The sequence below is a fragment of the Agrobacterium sp. LAD9 genome, from assembly GCF_003031125.1.
Lineage (GTDB): Bacteria > Pseudomonadota > Alphaproteobacteria > Rhizobiales > Rhizobiaceae > Agrobacterium > Agrobacterium radiobacter.
Genome location: NZ_PHGS01000014.1, coordinates 41,110 through 60,748, shown reverse-complemented (window position 1 = coordinate 60,748; position 19,639 = coordinate 41,110). Strand labels below are relative to the sequence as shown.

Sequence of the window (19,639 nt, the reverse complement as noted above, 5' to 3'; positions counted from 1 at the left end):
CGGCGCGCGGGAGGAGGGCGGCCGTTTGGCCTGTGCGCGAACGTTTCCATGATGTTTACAGAGTACGGCTTCATGGAAAGGTTTGCTGCGGCACGCCAGGCAGGGTTTGGGGCGGTTGAACTCCTTTACCCTTACGGTCTGGATATCAGCGAGATCAGGCAGCAGTTGGACGACAACAATCTCGACCTGATTTTGGTAAATTCGCCCGTGGGCGAACCAACTAGAAACGAGAAGGGTTTAGCGTGCCTCGCCGGACGGCAAGACGAGTTTCGCCGAAGTGTGGATGAGGCGCTGAGTTATGCTCTTCCGCTGGGCGTCCGTTTTGTGCATCTGCTCACCGGAGTTCCAGATCCCGATTTGCCTCGCGAAGCGGTTGAAGACATTCTGCTGGAGAATCTGTCATGGGCTGCCGGGCTGGCGAGGTCAGCCGGACTGACGCTTACTCTTGAAGCACTCAATTCCCGTGACGTTCCGGGCTACTATATCAGTACGCAGAGACAGGCGGCCGATATCGTTCAACGTGTGAATTCGCCATTCGTTCGGCTTCAGTTTGACTTCTATCATTGTCGCCGGTCCGGTGAAAACGAGATCGAGACATTTGTGACATTGCGTCCACTTGTGGCGCACGTGCAGGTTGCCGATACGCCAAGGCGGTCCGAACCGGGTAGCGGGGAGCTCGATTTTGAGGCAATTTTCGACTGCCTCAAAGCAACTGACTATTCCGGCTGGGTTGGCTGTGAGTACCGGCCCGCTGAAAAAACAGTGGCAGGTCTCGCTTGGATAGACCGCTACGGTCTACGGACCCTGATGCGAAACCCTTAACTTTCAGAACAGAGGAATATATCGTGAATTTATCCGCAATGGCCCGCAATGCGGCTGCCAATGGCGCACCTGTGCGTGTCTGCCTGATTGGTGCCGGCAAGTTTGGATCGATGTTCCTGTCTCAGGTGCCGACGACGGAAGGCATCGATGTGGTCTGCATCGTAGATCTTTCGCCAGAGCGCGCGAAGACGGCCTGCAGAAATGTGGGATGGGACGAGGACGATATCGCTCGAACCGCATTTGTCGAAGGCTGGGATAACCTGCCGTCGCTTGATGAGATCGACGTCGTGGTCGAGGCTACAGGCAACCCGGCGGCCGGAGTTTATCATGCCCGCAAGGCAATCGCCGCTGGCAAACACATTGTGATGGTCAATGTCGAAGCGGATGTGCTTGCGGGGCCGCTACTGGCAAAGCTTGCCGACGACAAAGGCGTGGTTTACTCGCTTGCCTACGGCGATCAGCCGGCACTCATATGCGAAATGGTTGACTGGGCACGCAGCTGCGGATTTGACATCGCGGCGGCTGGCAAAGGCACGCGCTATCTTCCGTCGTTCCACGAATCCACACCGGACACAGTTTGGGCCAATCGGGGGGTCGCGGTAGAGGATGCCAAGAAGGGCGGCATGAACGCCCAGATGTTCAATTCTTTCATCGACGGTACGAAATCCGGCATCGAAATGGCGGCTGTCTCCAATGCGACCGGGCTGCGTCCTTCGCCGGAGGGGCTGTTCTTCCCGCCTTGCTCTGCCGAGGAGCTGGCGGAGACCCTACAGGTCGGCAGCCATGAGGGAGGCTTGCACCACCACGGTCAGGTGGAGGTTGTTTCTAGCGTCTATCGCGACGGGTCGGTGATACCTAACAACATCCGATGGGGTGTCTACGTGGTCTTCAAGGCCCCCAATGAATACACAAAGCGCTGCTTCAAGGAATATGGCGTTACGACCGACAAGAGTGGCGAATATGCCGCGCTCCACCGTCCTTTCCACCTTATCGGACTGGAACTGAACGTTTCGATTTTCGCTGCCTTTTTCCGCGGTGAAGCAACGGGTAAACCCACTGCTTTCGTCGCCGATGTCGTGGCCACGGCGAAAAAAGATCTCCGGCCGGGAGATGTTCTCGATGGGGAAGGTGGCTTTATGGTTTGGGGGCGCCTTATGCCCGCCGCAGACAGTCTCAGTATCGGCGGCCTGCCGATCGGGCTGGCAAGCCATCTCAAACTAACCCGGCCCGTGGCAAAAGGCGCCGCCTTGACATGGGATGATGTGGAAATCGACGAGGCCGATGAAACTTATAAATTCCGCCGAGCGATGGAGCTGGAATTCAGCGTTTCCAAGGAGATTGCATCGTGATTTACGAGATGCGGATTTATCACTGCGCTCCGGGCAAGCTGCCGGATCTGCTTAAGCGGTTCGAGGAAACAACGCTGACATTCTGGGATACCTACGGTATTCGGCAGGTCGGCTTCTGGACAGTTGCGGTTGGCCCTTCCAATCATGATCTGCATTACATTCTCGCGTGGGACAGCATGGATCATCGTCAGAAGGTCTGGAATGCTTTCATGGCGGATCCGGACTGGACCGCCAAGCGAAAGGAAAGCGAGCGTGAAGGTCCTATCGTCACATCCATCACCAATATGATGCTGGAGCCCACCCGGTTTTCAGCACTGCGATAAAGCGAGAGATTATTGTCCGCAATATTGTCGGAAATTATTGTTGACAATATTGCGGACATATATCTTATTAAGGGAGATTTCCACGGTCCACTGGAGGTGAGCTTCGTCGTGAAACGAGGTGCATAGGGCCAGAATTCTCCAAAATAAGCGGAGGAATAATATGTCGATCGTTACGGCATCGGATAAGTCTGGCGCGAATACGGCCCCGAAAAGACATGATCAAAAATCTCAGGAAAGATTAATCCTGCGGTTCCTGAGAAAATGGGGCACGTTGACCGTTATCATCGCCGTCGCCATCATTTTCTCGTTCATGTCCCCGTGGTTTTTCACGGTGGCAAACTTCAACAATATCCTGTTTTCGATGATCGTGAGCGCGCTCGTCTCCATCGGTCTCACCTATGTGGTGGTCGCGGGCAGTTTCGATCTGTCTATCGGTCTGACCGTTACCACAGCCTCGATCGTGACTGCGTTGATGATCCCGATTGCAGGTCCGGCGGCGGCAATCCTTGTGGCACTTCTGGTCAGCGGTCTGATCGGTCTTATAAACGGCCTGCTCGTTACCTACGGGCGTCTTTCCGGCATCGTTGTCACACTCGGAGTAAGCTTCGTTCTCGGTGGAATGAATTTGTTCATAACGGGCGGCTATCAAGTCGCCGTCGATTACAGTGAGACTGCTTTCCGGTTCATCGGTCAGGGTCGAGTGGGCTGGATCGCTTTTCCCGTCATCATCATGCTTATACTCGCAGCCTTCGGCCATCTGCTGGCGACGAAGACGCGCGCGGGATATTACATCACTGCAGTGGGCGACAATCCGATGGCGGCTTATTATTCCGGTATCAAGGTCTATTTCTGGATCATCACCGCCTTCATTCTGTCTGCTGTTTTTGCCGGTATGGGCGGTGTTTTGCTCACGTCGATCTCCTCCTCGGCACAGCCTGTCGGTGGACAAGGATATCTGCTTGAATCCTTTGCAGCAGTCTATCTGGGCGCGACGATTTACGGAAAGGGCAAACCTCACATTCTTGGAACTTTGATCGGCGTTTTCTTCCTCTACATGCTGAGCGCCGGCATGAATATGCTGGGCATACCCTTCGCAACGCGCCAGCTTGCCAACGGCCTGATTCTGATCCTGGCGGTCGGTGCCAACGCTCTTCTCAACCGTGAAGAAATCCATCTCAAGTTTATCTGAGGGAGCACTGTGATGTCTGCAACGCAGAGCAACGCGATTGTCGAAATTCGGCAATTGACCAAGGACTTCAGCGGAGTTCCAGTTCTAAAAGGTGTCGATCTAAGTTTCGAAAGAGCTGAAGTGCACGGCCTTCTGGGCGAAAACGGAGCTGGAAAATCGACGCTTATCAAAATCTTGACGGGCATTTATTCCCAGACAGCCGGAACAATCATGGTCGACGGGGAGGTGGCGTCCATTCGCGGCCCCATTGATGCCCACGGATATGGTCTGGGCGCGGTCTATCAGGATGCGGAAATGGTCACCGGTCTGACCGTTGCCGAAAACATCCTGCTCGGCAACGAGCCGGGCGGGGTGTTCATCGATCGCCCCGGCATATTCCGCAAGGCACAGGAGATCGTCGATACGATCGGTCTTGATCTGGATGTTCACGAGATGGCGCGCAATCTGACCGCCGCCCAGATGCAGCTCGTCACGCTGGCGATGCTTTTTCACCGGCGATACAAACTCATTATTCTTGATGAACCTACAGCGCGGCTTTCTGGTAACGAGGTCGATCTTCTGTTTACGCTGATTGAGCGGTTCAAGGCGCAAGGCATCACGATCGTCTACATTTCACACAGGTTGGACGAGGTGAAAAAAATCTGCGACCGCGCCACAATCCTTCGTGGCGGGAGAGTTTCTGCGACACTCGGTCGATCAGAGATTACCGAAGAGCGTGTGACCGAACTCATGGTGGATCGGTCGAAGAAAAATCTGGAAGTTCGAAACAAAGGACTGGCCCGGCAAACTGTCGCTCTCGAGGTTCGGAATCTATCCAATGCGCGATTGTCGTCTCTGTCTTTTTCCATTCGTGCTGGAGAAGTGCTGGGCATCACCGGTCCTGTCGGCGGGGGCATGGAGCAGGTCGAAAAAATTCTGGGCGGATTGACCGGCTATGCTGGCGAGGTTCTGGTCTCGGGCGCTCTACGTAAACTTGGTTCGCCCGCTCTTGCACAACAGAGCGGCATCGCTCTCATCCCGGAAGATCGCCGCAAGCAGGCGCTGTTTCCGAACCTGAGCGTCGCGGATAACATCGCGATGCCGGTGCTAAGGCGTTTCGGTCGCCTTTCCTGGGTCCGGTCAGGTCACAAACTGGCGTTTGCACAGGCAACCATGAACCAGCTCAATATCAATCCGCGCGTGCCCGAACGCACAATGAAGTTCTTGTCCGGCGGCAATCAGCAGAAGGCCGTGATCGGGAAATGGATGTCGTCGAAATCCGGTATTTATATCTTCGTCGAGCCGACTTCCGGTGTGGACGTCGGAGCAATCCCGGAGATTTATGCGACGATTCTGGGGCTCTCGGAGCATGGGGCTGCAATCATCGTCATATCGTCCTCGCTCAACGAAATTCTGTCCCTGAGCGAAACCACGATGGTTATCCGCAAAGGGCAGAGGATTTTTGAAGGGCCGACGCGTGACTGCACCTACGATCAGGTGCTCTCGCTTGTCATGTCCGGGCAGGCCATCAGGAAAGCGATCGCATAACAACTATAAAATAAACACAGAGGAGGTGTGTAGCATGACGAAGATTCCACATATTCAAGAGATTTTTGAACACGTTGAATTCAGCCGGCGTTCGTTGATACAGTCGTTGGCACTGGGTGGCGCAGTGCTTGCCGCAGGTGCCGGTGTCGCGTCGATCGCCAGTGCGGAAAACATTCCGGTATCTAGCGGCGGGAAGAAGGTGAAAGTCGGCATTCCTCTGACCTACGGCCCGTTCAACCAGCCTTGGCGGCGCGGCATGGGTACGATGGTAAAGACCGTTCTCGATAATGGCGGCGAAGTGGTCACCATTCGCGGCGAGCCGACAAAACAGAGCGAACTCGACGCTATGCGCCAGCTTCTCGATCGTGGAATCGACGTGCTTTGCATGGGCAATTACGCGACAGAGTCCGAGACCGCTTACATCGCCGAGGACGCTCATCGCCGCGGCATCAAGACGGTTGGATTTCAGGTGACCGTGAAAGATTCTCCGTCTGTTGTCGAAGACACATGGGGCTTGGCCACCGCGCTTGGCTATTTTGTGCAGAATGCGCTGAAACGACAGGGCAATATCGTTCAAACCGCCGAGGATAAGGGCTTTTTCCAACCGTTCGATATGGAAGCAGCCCAACTCGAGATGATGACCAGCTTCGAGCCGCGCATGAAGGTTCTCCCGTTCATGTCGGGCAGCACGTCCGGCAGCGACCAGATATCGAAAGGGCGCGAAAACGTCCTGTCGCTTTTGCAGGCAAACCCGGACCCTGCAAGCATCAATGCCATTATCTCCTGGTGGTGGCCCCTGTCCATCGGTGCGGTTCAGGGTTTGAACCAGATGAACCGCACCAATATCATGATTGCCAATCACTATTTCTCTGAGCAACTGCTGGAGGAAATGGCTCGTCCGGAAACTCCGATCGCATTCAGCACGGATACTCCCTGGGACATTGTCGGTGAAAAAACCGCTCAGTTAGCATTGGCGTTGGGCCGTGGAGAAAACGTCCCTAACGACGTTTTCCGAACGCCGGTTCGTGCCATCACACGCGACCAGGCAGCAGAGACACTGGCGAAGCTTCGCAAGGACGATGCCGACGCGATTGCGATCCTCAAGCAATATGGCGGCTGACGCTGCTTTTCGGGAAGGGCAACCCGCCCTTCTTAACTCTACTCGGGAGGATGGGAATGAGTGTACTGATACCAGTGGACAAAGTGCCTGGGCGGGTTATCGCGACGGGATTGAAATTTCCTGAAGGCCCCACGCTGATGAAAGATGGTTCGATTGCCATCGTGGAAATCGAACGCGAGACGGTGAGCCGGGTCGACATGAACGGACATGTCAGCGTTATCGCAAAGGTGCCGGGCGGCCCCAACGGGCTTGCCGTTGGTCCGGACGGCGCATTTTATGTGTGTAACAACGGCGGGTTCACATGGGAGGAGCGTGACGGCATTCTCCATCCGACAGGCCAGGCGACAAGCTATGCGACCGGGAGCATCGACCGTGTCGATCCAGAAACGGGTGAGGTCATCCGCCTTTATGATCGTTGCGGCGATCATCGTTTGAGCGGACCCAACGATATCGTCTTCGATTCCGCCGGCGGCTTCTATTTCACCGATCTCGGCAAGACCAGAGAAAAAGATCGCGACCACGGAGGTGTTTTCTATGCGCGGGCCGACGGATCGTCTATTTTCGAGATAGCATTTCCCGTACTGACGCCAAATGGCATCGGCCTGTCTCCGGACGAGAAAATACTCTACGTCGCTGACATGGAACCCTCGCGGCTCATTGCCTTCGATATCGTTGAACCCGGAGTCGTCCGTAAGGAATCGTTCCCCTCGCCTTATGGGGGGCGTTGCATTTGCGGTCTCCCTGGTTACCAAGGATTCGATAGCCTTGCGGTGGATGCAGAGGGCAACATCCATGTTGCGGCTACGATGACCGGTGAAGTGGTTGTCATCAGGTCAACCGGGGAGGTCAAACGCCGTGTTGCGTTCGGCGACCCTTTCACCACCAATCTTTGCTTCGGCGGCAGTGACCTGAAAACGGCCTTCGTGACCCTTTCAGGGACCGGTGTGCTCGTTGCGGTAGATTGGGAGGAGGGGGGCTTTCACCTACCCTTCGAAATTTGACCGGAAAAGGGACTCCGCTTAACGAGTCAAGCGTTTACGTTTTCCTTCACGGCGAGCGTGGAGGTCAGCACCCTTTGACTGATCTCCGCGGATGCTCGGTAGAGCGATCTTCCGCTCGGCCCTGTGCCAATGACAACGCATGTGCCTATGCGGCACCATGGGCCCGCAACTTGTCGACTTGCCCACGGATGTTCGGGCCGAGGTCGATAAATTCGCCGCCGTGAACGTCGTTGGCTTCCCAAGGTGTTCTCGCAAGGCAAAGCGGCTAGGCACCGGTTGCGTCTTGACGATCAGCGTCTCGCCGGTCGCCAGGCGCCCGCGCACCAGCCCGCCGTAAGGCGCGACAAAGCGGGCCGCCGCGCCGAGCTGCGTCGCGGCGATGTCGTCGAAGCCATCGGCCGGAACCACCGCCGAAGCAGGCAGCAGCGTATATTCGGCCAGTCGGCCTGGATTTTCTCGCTGTCGGGCCCGATGGACGTAACGCCGACGCAGTTTCCGGCCGGCGTGAATGCGCCTTCCGGCGCATGTGCATGATAGGGCGGCAGCTTACCCTCAACATATGGCTTGATGTAGGACATGAGGGTCGAGGCTTCGAACTTCACGAGAATGCCCCGGGCGAACCTCGGGCACCGGAACGGTGTCGAATGTGAGCTCGCCGCCAAGACGGCTCAGCCGCCACGCTTTCATTGTCGTTGGAATGGAATGAGTCATCACGATCTCCTTTGGCTACCCAAATGATAGCAGCGGAGATGCAGTTTCAATGGACGCCTCGGCTCGAAGCGTCTGCAATGCGTATCCGATCGTCCACGTTTGCGTTGGGGGCGGTATCAGGCCAGCGCTGGCACCCCGTCTTCCCACTCACCGACCCCTTCCCGGCCGACGCTCAGCAAGGCTCCCGGCGTATAACCAGCCTGTTACTTTGCGGATCTGTGCCGAGCGACGGATCGTTGCAGGCCGAAGGCAATACCTTTGATGCTTTGAGATTTGAGCCTAGATCGCATAGTGCATCACATGCTGATTTGGTTGGAATTCTGACGGACCATTGTGGAAGCGCAGGGCGTCATTGCCTGCTCCAACCTGTCCCGCCGTATAGAGCTTCCTGTTCGTGACACGGTCATCGTCGCGTCTCGCCGTAGTTGTGAGTGTCGACTTCCGGAACGTGATATCCGGTCGAACCCCGTTTCTCGACTGCCCTAAAAATGAACTATCTTGCCAGCCACTCGGCAAAGACCTTCGCCAATCTCCTTTGGCTTCCGGTTTTCGGATAGGCAAGATAGTGGCCGATGTAGCGATTGTCTCGACAGGCTCCAGCAAACGTTGGGACCAACCGTCTGCTCTCCAGATCAGGACGCGCCAATACATGAGACTCCAGGGCGATGCCTAGACCATTTGCTGCAGCGTCCAGGGCCATAAAGCTCCGATCGAAGCTCATCGTCGGCACAGGAGGACTTCCGAGGTTGTTCGCTTCGAACCAGTCGATCCATTGAATTCGCTTCAGATCGCTGCGGATCAGTGGGAATCTGAAGATGTCCCGGATGGTCCTCAGCGACGAAGCCATCTCCGGGGAGCAGAGAGGCGACACGATCTCTTCCGCAAGCGGAATCACGATGAGATCCTCTCGGTTATGCGGTTCCCCGTAAATGATATCCACGTCGAAGAGACCGTCGGTGAAGCGTGCATAGGTGGTGCTGGACGCGACCCGCACCTCCACCTCAGGATTTTCCTTCAGGAACGCAGGGAGGCGTGGCGAAAGAATCTTGGCTGCGTAGCTGGGGGCGCAATGAACACGAAGCAAATGCGTCTTGTTGGATGAAATCATCTCAACACCCCGCCGCAATTCCTCGAACGCGTTGGACGCGTGGTTGAGAAGCGTCTGGCCCGCCAGGGTCAATGTGACGTTTCTCGTGTTTCGTTCGAACAGGGCGGTGCCCAGATCTCGCTCCAGCTTGGAGATCGCATGACTTATCGCACTTGGAGAGAGATTCAGCTCCTCCGCTGCGGCCCGGAACGAGCCGAGGCGGGCGGCCGATTCAAATATCCGCATCGTAGAAAGGGAGGTCAGGTGCAGCATCGGATTAGTGAACCAGATTCACCTACCGTTGTAAACTTCGCGTTTGTCGCCTCGGCGGTCTTCGGTCACAAATTCGGCCAGGGATGTCTCGTCCCTTCACGGAAATTGCCAGATGCCGGGAGAGCATCGGGAGGAGATTTTATGCTATTGCAGGGAAAGACTGCGGTCATATCGGGCGCGGCGAGCAAGCGTGGCATTGGCCGCTCCACGGCCGAACTATTCGCTCAGCACGGCGCCAGGGTCGCGATCCTCGATATCGATGCCGGGGCTGCCGACGAGGCTGCGGCCGAGCTTCCGACGCCCGGGCAGGTTCCCCACATCGGGCTTGGCTGCAACGTATCCGACCGGGCTTCCTGTCAGGCTGCCGCGGCTGCCGTCGTGACCGCCTTCGGCTCGGTGAATGTGCTGATCAACAACGCGGGCATCACGCAGCCCGTGAAGACGCTCGAAATTAGCGAGTCCGACTGGCATCGCATCGTCGACGTCAACATGACGGGCGTTCTCTTTCTCAGCCAGGCCTTCATTCCGAACATGCGCCAAAACGGCGGCGGATCGATTGCCTGCATGTCCTCGGTGTCGGCGCAGCGCGGCGGCGGGATCTTCGGCGGCCCGCATTATTCGGCCGCGAAGGCCGGTGTGCTCGGGCTCGCCAAGGCTATGGCGCGCGAGTTCGGTCCTGCCGGCATCCGGGTCAATTCGGTGACGCCAGGTCTGATCCAGACCGACATCACCGCGGGCAAGCTCAGCGACGATGCGCGTGCCGAGATCATCAGGGGAATTCCCCTCAGCCGCCTGGGCGAGGCGCGCGATGTGGCGAATATTTATCTGTTCCTTGCATCGGATCTCTCCGCCTATGTCACCGGAGCCGTGATCGACGTCAATGGCGGCATGCTGATCCATTGACCGTCAAAATTAGGGGAGATCTCTCGTCAATGGTCCAGATTGGTCACAATGTCAGCCTTTCCGAGCGCGCCCGGCGCATACGCCGCCACGCGCTGCGGATGGGGGAGGTGCAGGGCCAGGGCTATATCGCCCAGGCGCTCGGAATTGCTGATGTCCTTGCGGTTTCTTATTTCTATGCGACCAACTTCCGGTCGGAAGACCCTGAATGGGAAGGGCGCGACCGTTTCCTTCTGTCGATCGGGCACTATGCGATCGCCCTCTACGCCGCCTTGATCGAGGCCAAGATCATTCCCGAGGATGAACTGGAGACCTATGGGTTCGACGACAGCCGGCTGCCGATGTCAGGCATGGCGGCGTACACGCCGGGCATGGAGATAACCGGCGGATCGCTCGGTCACGGGCTCGGCATCGCAGTTGGAATGTCGCTCGCACTGAAGCGAAAGAAATCCACCTCATTCGTCTACAACCTTTTCTCGGACGGAGAGCTGGACGAGGGATCGACCTGGGAGGCCGCGATGTCGGCCGGTTCCTACAAGCTGGACAATCTGATCGGTATTGTCGACGTCAACCAGATGCAGGCGGACGGCCCCTCCATGGCCATCCTGAATTTCGAGCCGCTGGGTGCGAAATTCGAAGCTTTCGGCTGGTTCGTCCAGCGCGTCGACGGAAACGACATCGACGCGTTGGTCTCGGCCTTTGACGCGGCGCGCCACCACAGGGGCGAACAGCCGCGCATCATCATCTGCGACACGAAGATGGCCAAGGGCGTGCCTTTCCTGGAGGCGCGTGAGCGCAACCATTTCCTGCGGGTCGAGCCGCACGAATGGGCGGAAGCGATCGGGATCATCGATGCGGGAGTGGTGGCATGAGGCGCTCGAAATATGTCCGGCCGGAACATCTGACCCATGGCGGAGACCGCCCGCGCCTCACGACGTCAGCAATGATTGCGTCGATCGCGGGAGCGGACCAGCCGACGAAGCCCGCGCCGTTCGGCCATGCGCTAGCGGACATCGCCTCGCATGACGAGAGGATCCTCGGTCTTTCCGCCGATCTGGCCAAGTACACCGATCTACATGTCTTCAGGGCGGCCCATCCGGACCGTTTCTACCAGATGGGCATGGCCGAGCAGCTCCTCATGATGTCGGCCGCCGGCATGGCGCGCGAGGGCTTCCAGCCGTGGGTAACGACCTATGCCGTGTTCGCTTCGCGGCGGGCCTATGATTTCGTCTGCCTGGCGATTGCGGAAGAGATGCTGGACGTGAAGATCGTCTGCGCGCTTCCAGGCCTGACGACCGGATACGGCCCGAGCCATCAGGCGACCGAGGACATAGCCATGTTCCGTGGGATGCCGAACCTGACGATCGTCGATCCTTGTGACGCCAGCGAGATCGAACAGGCGGTGCCGGTTTTGTCGGCGCACAGAGGGCCGGTTTATATGCGTCTCCTGCGGGGCAACGTGCCGGTCATTCTGGACGAATACGGCTACAGGTTCGAACTCGGCAAGGCCAAGCTCATCCGCGATGGCAAGGATACCCTGATCATTTCATCAGGCCTCATGACGATGCGCGCGCTCGAAGCCGCCAAACATCTGCAAAAGGACGGCGTGGACGTCGGCGTGCTGCATGTGCCGACCATCAAGCCGCTCGACGAGGAGACCATTCTGGCCGAGTGCCGCAAGCAGAACCGGCTGGTCGTGGTCGCGGAAAATCATATACTGATCGGCGGTCTGGGCGAGGCGGTCGCCGCGACGCTCATGCGTTCCGGCGTCCGGCCGGCTGCCTTTCGGCAGATTGCGCTTCCCGACGAATTCCTCGAGGCCGGAGCCCTGCCGACCTTGCACGAGCGATATGGATTGTCGACGGCAAAGGTGGAGGCGGCGGTCAAGTCTTGGCTGAATGAATAAGCCCTGAGTGCCCGTTAGGGAGAGGCGGGCGGAACAACTGGCGTGAGCACACTACGGAGGAGAATATGAGCTTGCATATCAATCGGCGTGGATTTCTTACTGTTGCGGCAGGTGCTTTGGCCGCGCCCGCTCTGGTGGCCGGCGTGCGGCCGGCCCGGGCCGCGACAACCCTCACTCTCGGTCACGGCGCGGCCCCCGGCAATCCTCGAACGATTGCCGCTGCAAAATTCGCGGAACTTGTGGTGGAAAAGACGTCCGGCCGGGTGAAGATCAATGTCGCCGGCGCGGAGACGCTCGGCAGCGACTCCGCGATGCTGACCAGTCTTCGCACGGGGGCGCTCGATTTCACCGCCAACAGCCAGGGCGCAACATCGGCCCTGGTTCCGGAACTGGCGGCTCTCGGGCTTCCCTTCCTGTTTCCCGATACGGAAAAAGCGATGAAGGTGTTGAGCGGTCCGGTCGGTGCCGAGCTGAGCAAGCGGTTTGAGGCCGTCGGCGTCGTTCCGCTCGACTGGTGGGACAACGGCATTCGTCACCTCACCAATTCCAAGCGCAAAATTACAGCGCCCGGCGATCTGAAGGGGCTCAAGATCCGAACCCCCGCCGATCCGATGACGATCGACATCTTTCAGGCGCTTGGTGCAGGTACGGAACAGATCGCCTTCGGGGAACTCTATATCGCCCTGCAGCAAGGCGTCGTGGACGGCCAGGAAAACCCGCTCACCAATATCGAAAGCTCGAAATTGTTCGAGGTCAACAAGTACATCAGCCTGACGGCCCATAAATGGGAGTCGACCCCGTTCCTCATGTCCAAGATCGCCCAGGCCCGGCTCGGAGCCGATCTCGAGGCTGTCAAGGCCGCCGCCAAGGAAGCGGGCGATCTGCAGCGCAAACTCTCCGCGGAAAAGGATGGGCAGGTTCTCGGCAACTTCAGGAAGAGCGCAGCCGTCGAAGTGGTGGAAGTCGACCGGGCGGCCTTTGTGAAGGCGACCGCCTCTGTGGCCGAAAACTGGAAGAAGAAGCCGTTCGGCGATTTCGTCAGCAAGATCGAAGCGGAAGCAAGGGCCTGATCCCTGTCCATTGAACGGAGGCTTCCATGCAAAGCTTGCTGCAGGGCGTCGACATGGTGTCGCGCGCAATAGTCATCCTGTCCCGTTTCGTCGTCATCGCCAGCGGCATTGCGCTGACGGTGGTGACGACGGCCAATGTCGTCGCCCGCTACGCATCGCAGAGCGGAGGTTTTTCCTTCGCCCAGGAGCTGCCGATGCTGATGTTCCCCTGGTTCATCCTGGCGGGCATCGTCCTTGCAGCCCATGCCGGCGGGCACATGGCGGTCGAGTGGCTCTATGACAAGCTTGGCGGTGGCATGCGGCTCTCGGCCTTCGTCCTGGCGAATGCCATCAGCATCCTCGCCTTCCTCATCCTCGCCTATCAGTCGATCGTAGTGGCCGTGATTGCGGGCATGGAACAGAGCCCCGTCCTGCGGCTGCCGAACAGCATTGGCTACTATGCGCTCGCCGTGGGTGCCTTCCTGGTGTCGATCGTCACCGCCGCTGCGACCGTCCGCGTGCTCCGGTTCGGTTGGGAAGCCCGGATCGAGATCAAGACCGAGGAGATGCCCCTGTGACGCTGATCATGATCATCTCCTTTTGCATTCTGATGGTGTTGGCGGTGCCGGTCGGTTACGGGCTGATCATCGCCGCCGGCCTCGGCATTCTCTTCAATGGATACGTGCCGTTGTCCGTGGTCGCCCAGCAGGTCTACGATCAGACCCAGTCGTTTCCGATGCTCGCCCTGCCATTCTTCATGCTGGCGGGGACGCTGATGCTTGGCGGCGAACTCGGCAAGCAGCTGCTGGAGCTCGCCTCCCGCGCGATGCAGCGGTGGCGCGGAGGGCCGCTCTCGACGACCGTAGTCTCTTCCGTCGTCTTCGGTGGCGTTTCCGGATCCGCCGTAGCCAATGCCAGTGCGCTCGGTTCGGTGCTGATCCCATGGCAGAAGCGGCAGGGATTTCCGCCGGCGCTCTGTGCGGCCAACAACGCGACTTCCGCGGTCATCGACGTTTTGATCCCTCCGTCGATCCCGATGATCCTCTACTCCCTGATCAGTGGGGTCAGCGTCGCCAACCTGTTCATTTCGGGCATCCTGCCGGGCATCATCATGGCAGTGAGCTTCATCTTCGTCTGCTGGTTCATCTCGGTCCGCAGGGGATATGCCGCCGAGGCGGTCAAGATTCGCAAGCGCGATCTGGCAAGGCTTGCGATCCAGAGCCTTCCCGCGATCCTCCTGCCGATCCTGATTATTCTCCTCCTTCGTTTCGGGTTCGCGACGCCCACCGAAGTCGCCGTGCTGTCGGTCGTCTATTCGCTAATGCTCAGCCTGTTCTTCTATCGCGATCTCACCTGGAAACGCTTTTGTGAAAATCTTGTGGAAGCGGGAGTAGCCACCGGCGTCGTCATGCTGGTCATCATGGGCAGCGCCGCAGTCGGCTGGGTTCTCACCTTCGACCAGGCGCCGCAGCAGATGGCGGAATGGGTCGCCGCCAATATTTCCAGCCCGGTCGTCATCATCTTGATGATGAACATCCTGATGCTGATCGTCGGCATGCCACTCGACATGCCGCCTGCCATCCTGTTGCTTGGCCCGATCTTCGTGCCGCTGGCCGATGCGATCGAGCTCGACCGGGTGCAGCTCGGTCTGATGATGGTCATCAACCTCGGCATCGGGCTCTACACGCCGCCGATCGGCACGACGCTGTTCATTTCATCGTCAATCGCCAGAGCGCCGCTCGGAGCGACCACACGTGAACTCTGGCCGTTCTTCGGCATGGCGATGCTGCTGCTGCTTGCGGTGAGTTTCATCCCGGCACTGACGGTCTACTAGGGAGGGGGAGGCGATGGAAGAAGGCCGGCAGTTTGTCGCAAGGGTCAAGGGGCTGACTAAGTCCTACGGCGCCAGCTCGGTTCTCAAAGGCGTGGATTTCTCGGTCGCGCGCGGCGAGGTTCATGCGCTGCTCGGTGGCAACGGCGCCGGAAAATCGACGATGATCCGCATCATCACCGGGTTCGCCGGGAAGGATGGTGGCGACATCGAGTTCAGGGATGCGGTGGGCAATGCGCTGAGCGAGGCTGCGGGCAGGTCGAAAGTGGCCGTCGTCCACTAGGAATTGGCGCTTCTGCCGCATCTGACGGTCCCGAGAACATCGTCCTGCCGCGCTTTCCGAACGGTCTGCGCCTGTTTGACAGCAAGCGATTGTGGCGGCAGTCATCATGACGCCCTGGCGATCATCGACCGGGAATTTGCGGACAGTTCGCTCCACGAACTGGTCGGCAATCTCAGCCTCCACCAAGGGGAGATGGTCGAGATCGCAAGAGCGCTTTCCTCCGGCGCCGAGCTGATCCTTCTCGACGAACCGACCGCCAACCTTACGGCGCACGAGACAGAGCGATGATTCTCGGTGCTGAGACGCTGATATCCGGACGGCGCTTATGATGTATGTGCAAGCGTCGGCATCCCTCATGTGAATGTCGGTCTTCCGGGACCAAAGCTTGCCAGGCGCATTCCGGATTCCGAAGCAACCACTTCGCCGATACGGCGGATCCGCTATGTCGGCATGTCTCGGCCTTCGAACAGGGAAAAGGGCGTCGCAGGTCGGCAACATGTCTCGGAGGCTGATGTTCGTTCGCAAGTCGATCTTGCTCTTTTCTTGTCGTTCCAGGCGAGCAGCAATCCGCAAGCGATGATAATCACCATTCCAACTGCCTTTGCCAAATCGGGGCCCCCTTGCGAAACCGATTGGAAGCCTTGAACGACTGGCCTGAACTTTGACGCAGGGAGTTCGCCGAACCATTTGGGGGCCGACTTCACAGTACGGTTTAAAAGTAATCTTTTTTTCAACCATCTGGCCATGATCTTTCCGCAGCGGCGGCGGATCGCTATTCTTGATGACTAGAACTGATAGAACATGAGAAGTGCCTGAACGCGGTTGCGTGTACAGGTAAAGCCGAGGTACTCATTCAAGTGAAAATCGATCAACAAACGACGCGGGCTATGAACCGTCGGCTGATACTGAACCTGATCAGGCGCGAGGAGCAGCTCAGTCGGGCGGATATAGCGGCGGCGACCGGTTTGAGTCCGGCGGCGGTGACATTCGTGGTCAGCGATCTGATTGCTGAAGGCTATCTCATCGAAGGTGAAACGATACCCGGTGGTGGGGGAAGAAGGCCTATCCCACTGGAAATCAATTACGCCGGACACCTCGCCATAGGCATCAAGATGAATGTCGGCAGTCTGGAGTGCGTGTTGACCGATCTTTCCACCGCGACGCTTTCCTCTCTGACGATCGAATTCAAAGACCCTTCGCTGCAGTGCGTTCTGGATGCCGCTGAAAAAGCGGTGACACGATTGCAGCGGTTGGCGCCGGAAGGGGCTGGGCTGCTGACCGGAGTAGGTTTTTCCATGCCGGGCACGATAGACGCCGATAGAGGTATCTGCATCAAAAGCCATCGCTTTTTCTGGGAGAATGTGCCGTTTGCCAGCATGTTGCAGGAGCGTGTTAATGTTCCGGTCTGGATGGAGGATGACACGTTGGCCTTTGCGCTGGCGCAGCATCTTTTCGGTCTTGGGCGGCAGCACCGGGTGTTTACGGCCGTGGCCATCGGTGTCGGCATTGGCTGCGCGACGGTGGTGGACGGCAAGGTGCAGCGTGGCGCGCATGGGCATGCAGGCAAGATCGGGCATTCGATGCATAAGATTGACGGACCCTTGTGCGAATGCGGGCGCCATGGCTGTCTTCAGGCCTTTTACTCCGAGCCTGCCATTGTCGAACGCTGGCGTGAGGCAAGGGGCATGGGCAAGGATGACGGCGTGGATCGTTACGCGATGAAAGAAGCCGCGCTGCAGGGTGATCCTATTGCCAGAAACATTCTGCAGGAAGCAGGTGCTGCCATTGGCCTGCATCTGGCGCGCATGGTCGATATTGTCGATCCCGAAATAATCATTGTCGGCGGTGAAGCTGTAAGTTTCGGTGACCTGCTGTTCGATCCGATGCGAAGGGCGCTTGAGCTCAATTGCTTCACGCCGCCACCTGCCCTGGTGCCCGATGAGAGAGATAATTTCTGGAGCAGCGGGGCGGCGGCCTTGGCAACGCAAGGCCTGTTCAATTTCGAGATGACGACGCCTGCCTTTCCCGCATAACAAAGCGGCGAAGGTGCTTGTGACACCTTCGCCGCTCGTTTCGGGGGTTTTACACCCCCTCTGGCAGAAACCTTATTGCCTTGGATTAGCCAAGTTCGATGACAAGGCAACCATAGCCTTCGATTGCATGCTCGCCGGAAACATTGCTTCCTGTCAGCAAATTCTTACCTGATGCGAGGTTTGTCAGCTTTTGTTCGGTCTCAAGCGTATTGAGAACGAAAAGGAGCTTGCGATCCTCTGCTGTACGCATCACCACTTCCACACCGGCTGGCAAATCCGCAATCAGCGGCTCGACACCGGCTTTTGCCAGCACGAGGTCATCCAGCGCATCCACCAGATCATCGGTGAGGTAGGTTGCAAGGTAGATGACCTGACCCTTGCCGACCTTGCGCAGCGTGGCTGCCGCACGGTCCTTGGCAAAGCGGTTCGACCATGTGGCGATGGTTTCGACATCGCTGTCTAGTTCCAGCAGCTCGTAAAGATGCTCTGCCTCGATGGTGCGTCCGCCTATGTCGATCGTATATTTGCGGAAGGCCGAGGAAGAGGGAAGGATATGTGGGGGGACGTAATATCCGTCTTCCACGCCCTTTTTCTGGAACAGGCCGTCTCCATCCTTCGCCGTGATGCGACCAAACTCTTCCACCCGAACGCCGCAGAGTTTGGCAAGCGCACCACCCGGAGCCAGCTCCCGGATGATGTGGTTGTTGATGTCGCGTGTGCCGGTCATGGCACCGACGATCAGGGTGCCGCCGCCCTCGACGAAGGCTTCCACCCTGGCGGTCCATTCCTGGTTCCACATGACCCAATGTGGAATATAAAGCGCCTTCAGACGGGAAAGATCGTCTTCCGGGTGGATGAAGCCGCAGGAAATTCCGCGCTCATAGCAATGGCGATGCAGCAATGTCGCATCGTCCTGAGGCGACGGCAGGCCTATCGGATAGGTCTTGTGGGCCTCCTCGTTGTCGAAATCGGCACCGGCAATGCCGAGATCCATATGCACGGAGGTGCCCAGGAGCTTGCTTTTGATCTTGTGAATATCGCTGGCGAACTGTTTGGCTTCGTCAAAGCGGCGGCGGCCGACGTCGTCATGGTCAATCAACCCCATCCAGTAGATTTCGGCACCGAAATGGGCGGGACGCCAGCGGAAGAACATCAGGCCATCGGCCCCGCGCGATACGGATGACAGCGCCATGCGCCGCATCTCGCCTGGCTCCGGCGTCATGGTGGTGAAGGCTGGCTGGCTGCCCATGCCTGACGCCTGTTCCGGCACGATGAAGTTGCCGGTATAGCTGCGGCAAAGATCGAGCTTCAGTGCCTGGGTTGCCCCATGCCCGCCATTGCGGCGGAACTCGTCGTAAAGCATCGGATAGATATCAAAGCCGATGAAATCGAGGTCTTGACCGAACTCGCCCCGGAAGTCGATATCGGTCAAATTGCCCAGATTGTGGAAGATGAACCAGTCGGGATTCGTGGCACGCAGAATTTCAACCTGATCGCGCTGGAATGCTGCCGTCGCCGACGCCAGGAAACGGTGATAGTCCTGCACGTGGCCGGGGCTGAGATAGGAAGGCGCCATCGGAAAAGGCAGAACGACCTGATCGAAATTATCGTAGGACGTCGCCCAGAAATGGCCGCCCCAGGCGAAATTCAGCGCGTCGATGCTCTCATACTTGTTGCGCAGGAAGTTGCGGAAGGCGAGCGTCGCTGAATCGGAGAAGGATTCCGACTCCGTGGTGTTCAACTCATTGTCCGTCTGCCAGCCGATGACGTAGGGATTGTCTCTGTAATGTTCGGCCATCGCCCTGGTGATGCGGCGGCTGTGATGGCGCAGCACCGGACTTGTGGTATCGCCGTGCTGACGCGATCCGTGGCTTGCCCGACGGCCTTTGCGATCCACGCGCAGAATCTCAGGGTAGTTCAACGTCATCCAGCGCGGTGGTGTGGCGGTGGGCGTGCACAGGATGGTATGGATGCCTGTCTTGCCCAGACCTTCGATGGCGCGGTCGAACAGATCGAAATCGAACTTGCCCTCATAGGGCTCCCAGATGTGCCAGGCAAACTCCCCCATGCGCACGGCATTGAACCCGGCTTCTTTCATTCGATCGGCGTCGCGCTGCCAATAGCTTTCATCGACATGCTCTGGATAGTGCGGCACGCCCAGCAAAAAATCGTCAAGGTTAAGGGTGCGCCATGCGGAGAGCGGCGCGGGATTGGTCCGTTCCATCTTGGAAACTC

At 58.2% G+C, this 19,639-nt stretch carries 17 protein-coding genes and 1 pseudogene; 16 read left to right on the top strand and 2 right to left on the bottom strand.

Annotated features, from left to right (window positions below; genetic code table 11):
• Positions 1-48 precede the first annotated feature (48 nt).
• The 8 genes from DA915_RS15520 to DA915_RS15485 all read left to right on the top strand — a co-directional run bounded on the left by DA915_RS15520 (position 49) and on the right by DA915_RS15485 (position 7,865).
• Entirely contained in the window at positions 49-822 is a 774-nt protein-coding gene (locus DA915_RS15520) for a hydroxypyruvate isomerase family protein (protein ID WP_107676498.1), read from the top strand.
• Positions 823-845: 23 nt separating this feature from the next.
• Entirely contained in the window at positions 846-2,171 is a 1,326-nt protein-coding gene (locus DA915_RS15515; RefSeq protein ID WP_107676497.1) for an NAD(P)H-dependent oxidoreductase, read from the top strand.
• Positions 2,168-2,494, top strand: a complete 327-nt coding sequence (locus tag DA915_RS15510) for an NIPSNAP family protein (RefSeq protein WP_107676496.1) — start codon at positions 2,168-2,170, stop codon at positions 2,492-2,494. The genes DA915_RS15515 and DA915_RS15510 overlap by 4 nt, the downstream gene beginning before the upstream one ends.
• Before the next feature lie 271 nt (positions 2,495-2,765).
• Positions 2,766-3,683, top strand: a complete 918-nt coding sequence (locus DA915_RS15505) for an ABC transporter permease (RefSeq protein WP_244600739.1) — start codon at positions 2,766-2,768, stop codon at positions 3,681-3,683.
• A 12-nt stretch (positions 3,684-3,695) separates the two neighbouring features.
• On the top strand, positions 3,696-5,210 hold the full coding sequence (locus DA915_RS15500; RefSeq protein WP_107676494.1) for a sugar ABC transporter ATP-binding protein: 1,515 nt from the start codon (positions 3,696-3,698) through the stop codon (positions 5,208-5,210).
• A 34-nt stretch (positions 5,211-5,244) separates the two neighbouring features.
• Positions 5,245-6,330 (top strand): sugar ABC transporter substrate-binding protein, encoded by a 1,086-nt coding sequence (locus tag DA915_RS15495; RefSeq protein ID WP_244600738.1) that lies wholly within the window; start codon positions 5,245-5,247, stop codon positions 6,328-6,330.
• Between the two features lie 56 nt (positions 6,331-6,386).
• Positions 6,387-7,331 carry an SMP-30/gluconolactonase/LRE family protein gene (locus DA915_RS15490; protein WP_107676493.1) on the top strand — a complete coding sequence of 315 codons (945 nt, stop codon included), beginning with the start codon at positions 6,387-6,389 and terminating at the stop codon, positions 7,329-7,331.
• Positions 7,332-7,607: 276 nt separating this feature from the next.
• Positions 7,608-7,865, top strand: coding sequence for a hypothetical protein (locus DA915_RS15485; protein WP_107676492.1), 258 nt, complete (start codon positions 7,608-7,610; stop codon positions 7,863-7,865).
• A 670-nt stretch (positions 7,866-8,535) separates the two neighbouring features.
• Here the strand turns inward: DA915_RS15485 and DA915_RS15480 are convergent.
• Entirely contained in the window at positions 8,536-9,402 is an 867-nt protein-coding gene (locus tag DA915_RS15480) for a LysR substrate-binding domain-containing protein (RefSeq protein ID WP_107676491.1), read from the bottom strand.
• A gap of 141 nt (positions 9,403-9,543) precedes the next feature.
• On the opposite strand from DA915_RS15480, the gene DA915_RS15475 reads away from it, so the two are divergent.
• The 8 genes and pseudogenes from DA915_RS15475 to DA915_RS15440 all read left to right on the top strand — a co-directional run bounded on the left by DA915_RS15475 (position 9,544) and on the right by DA915_RS15440 (position 17,404).
• Positions 9,544-10,305, top strand: coding sequence for an SDR family NAD(P)-dependent oxidoreductase (locus DA915_RS15475; RefSeq protein WP_107676490.1), 762 nt, complete (start codon positions 9,544-9,546; stop codon positions 10,303-10,305).
• 29 nt (positions 10,306-10,334) lie between these two features.
• Positions 10,335-11,174 carry a transketolase gene (locus DA915_RS15470; protein WP_107676489.1) on the top strand — a complete coding sequence of 280 codons (840 nt, stop codon included), beginning with the start codon at positions 10,335-10,337 and terminating at the stop codon, positions 11,172-11,174.
• Positions 11,171-12,208: a transketolase family protein gene (locus tag DA915_RS15465; RefSeq protein WP_107676488.1), complete on the top strand. Its 1,038-nt coding sequence runs from the start codon at positions 11,171-11,173 to the stop codon at positions 12,206-12,208. The genes DA915_RS15470 and DA915_RS15465 overlap by 4 nt, the downstream gene beginning before the upstream one ends.
• 65 nt (positions 12,209-12,273) lie before the next feature.
• Positions 12,274-13,278, top strand: coding sequence for a TRAP transporter substrate-binding protein (locus DA915_RS15460; RefSeq protein ID WP_107676487.1), 1,005 nt, complete (start codon positions 12,274-12,276; stop codon positions 13,276-13,278).
• A 26-nt stretch (positions 13,279-13,304) separates the two neighbouring features.
• Positions 13,305-13,835, top strand: coding sequence for a TRAP transporter small permease (locus tag DA915_RS15455; protein ID WP_107676486.1), 531 nt, complete (start codon positions 13,305-13,307; stop codon positions 13,833-13,835).
• Positions 13,832-15,091, top strand: a complete 1,260-nt coding sequence (locus tag DA915_RS15450; protein WP_107676485.1) for a TRAP transporter large permease subunit — start codon at positions 13,832-13,834, stop codon at positions 15,089-15,091. The genes DA915_RS15455 and DA915_RS15450 overlap by 4 nt, the downstream gene beginning before the upstream one ends.
• A 13-nt stretch (positions 15,092-15,104) precedes the next feature.
• A pseudogene (locus DA915_RS29470) lies at positions 15,105-15,659 on the top strand (ATP-binding cassette domain-containing protein).
• A gap of 599 nt (positions 15,660-16,258) precedes the next feature.
• Positions 16,259-17,404, top strand: a complete 1,146-nt coding sequence (locus DA915_RS15440) for an ROK family transcriptional regulator (protein ID WP_192886557.1) — start codon at positions 16,259-16,261, stop codon at positions 17,402-17,404.
• A gap of 85 nt (positions 17,405-17,489) precedes the next feature.
• Here the strand turns inward: DA915_RS15440 and DA915_RS15435 are convergent, their stop codons facing one another.
• Positions 17,490-19,628 (bottom strand): beta-galactosidase, encoded by a 2,139-nt coding sequence (locus tag DA915_RS15435; RefSeq protein WP_107676483.1) that lies wholly within the window; start codon positions 19,626-19,628, stop codon positions 17,490-17,492.
• Between the last annotated feature and the right edge of the window lie 11 nt (positions 19,629-19,639).

Excerpts from the sequence above, each read along its gene's own strand:
- DA915_RS15475 (WP_107676490.1), top strand. The coding sequence starts at position 9,544 with ATGCTATTGCAGGGAAAGACTGCGGTCATATCGGGCGCGGCGAGCAAG.
- DA915_RS15435 (WP_107676483.1), bottom strand. The coding sequence starts at position 19,628 with ATGGAACGGACCAATCCCGCGCCGCTCTCCGCATGGCGCACCCTTAAC.
- DA915_RS15490 (WP_107676493.1), top strand. The coding sequence starts at position 6,387 with ATGAGTGTACTGATACCAGTGGACAAAGTGCCTGGGCGGGTTATCGCG.
- DA915_RS15470 (WP_107676489.1), top strand. The coding sequence starts at position 10,335 with ATGGTCCAGATTGGTCACAATGTCAGCCTTTCCGAGCGCGCCCGGCGC.
- DA915_RS15455 (WP_107676486.1), top strand. The coding sequence starts at position 13,305 with ATGCAAAGCTTGCTGCAGGGCGTCGACATGGTGTCGCGCGCAATAGTC.
- DA915_RS15500 (WP_107676494.1), top strand. The coding sequence starts at position 3,696 with ATGTCTGCAACGCAGAGCAACGCGATTGTCGAAATTCGGCAATTGACC.
- DA915_RS15460 (WP_107676487.1), top strand. The coding sequence starts at position 12,274 with ATGAGCTTGCATATCAATCGGCGTGGATTTCTTACTGTTGCGGCAGGT.
- DA915_RS15480 (WP_107676491.1), bottom strand. The coding sequence starts at position 9,402 with ATGCTGCACCTGACCTCCCTTTCTACGATGCGGATATTTGAATCGGCC.
- DA915_RS15465 (WP_107676488.1), top strand. The coding sequence starts at position 11,171 with ATGAGGCGCTCGAAATATGTCCGGCCGGAACATCTGACCCATGGCGGA.
- DA915_RS15440 (WP_192886557.1), top strand. The coding sequence starts at position 16,259 with ATGAACCGTCGGCTGATACTGAACCTGATCAGGCGCGAGGAGCAGCTC.
- DA915_RS15495 (WP_244600738.1), top strand. The coding sequence starts at position 5,245 with ATGACGAAGATTCCACATATTCAAGAGATTTTTGAACACGTTGAATTC.
- DA915_RS15520 (WP_107676498.1), top strand. The coding sequence starts at position 49 with ATGATGTTTACAGAGTACGGCTTCATGGAAAGGTTTGCTGCGGCACGC.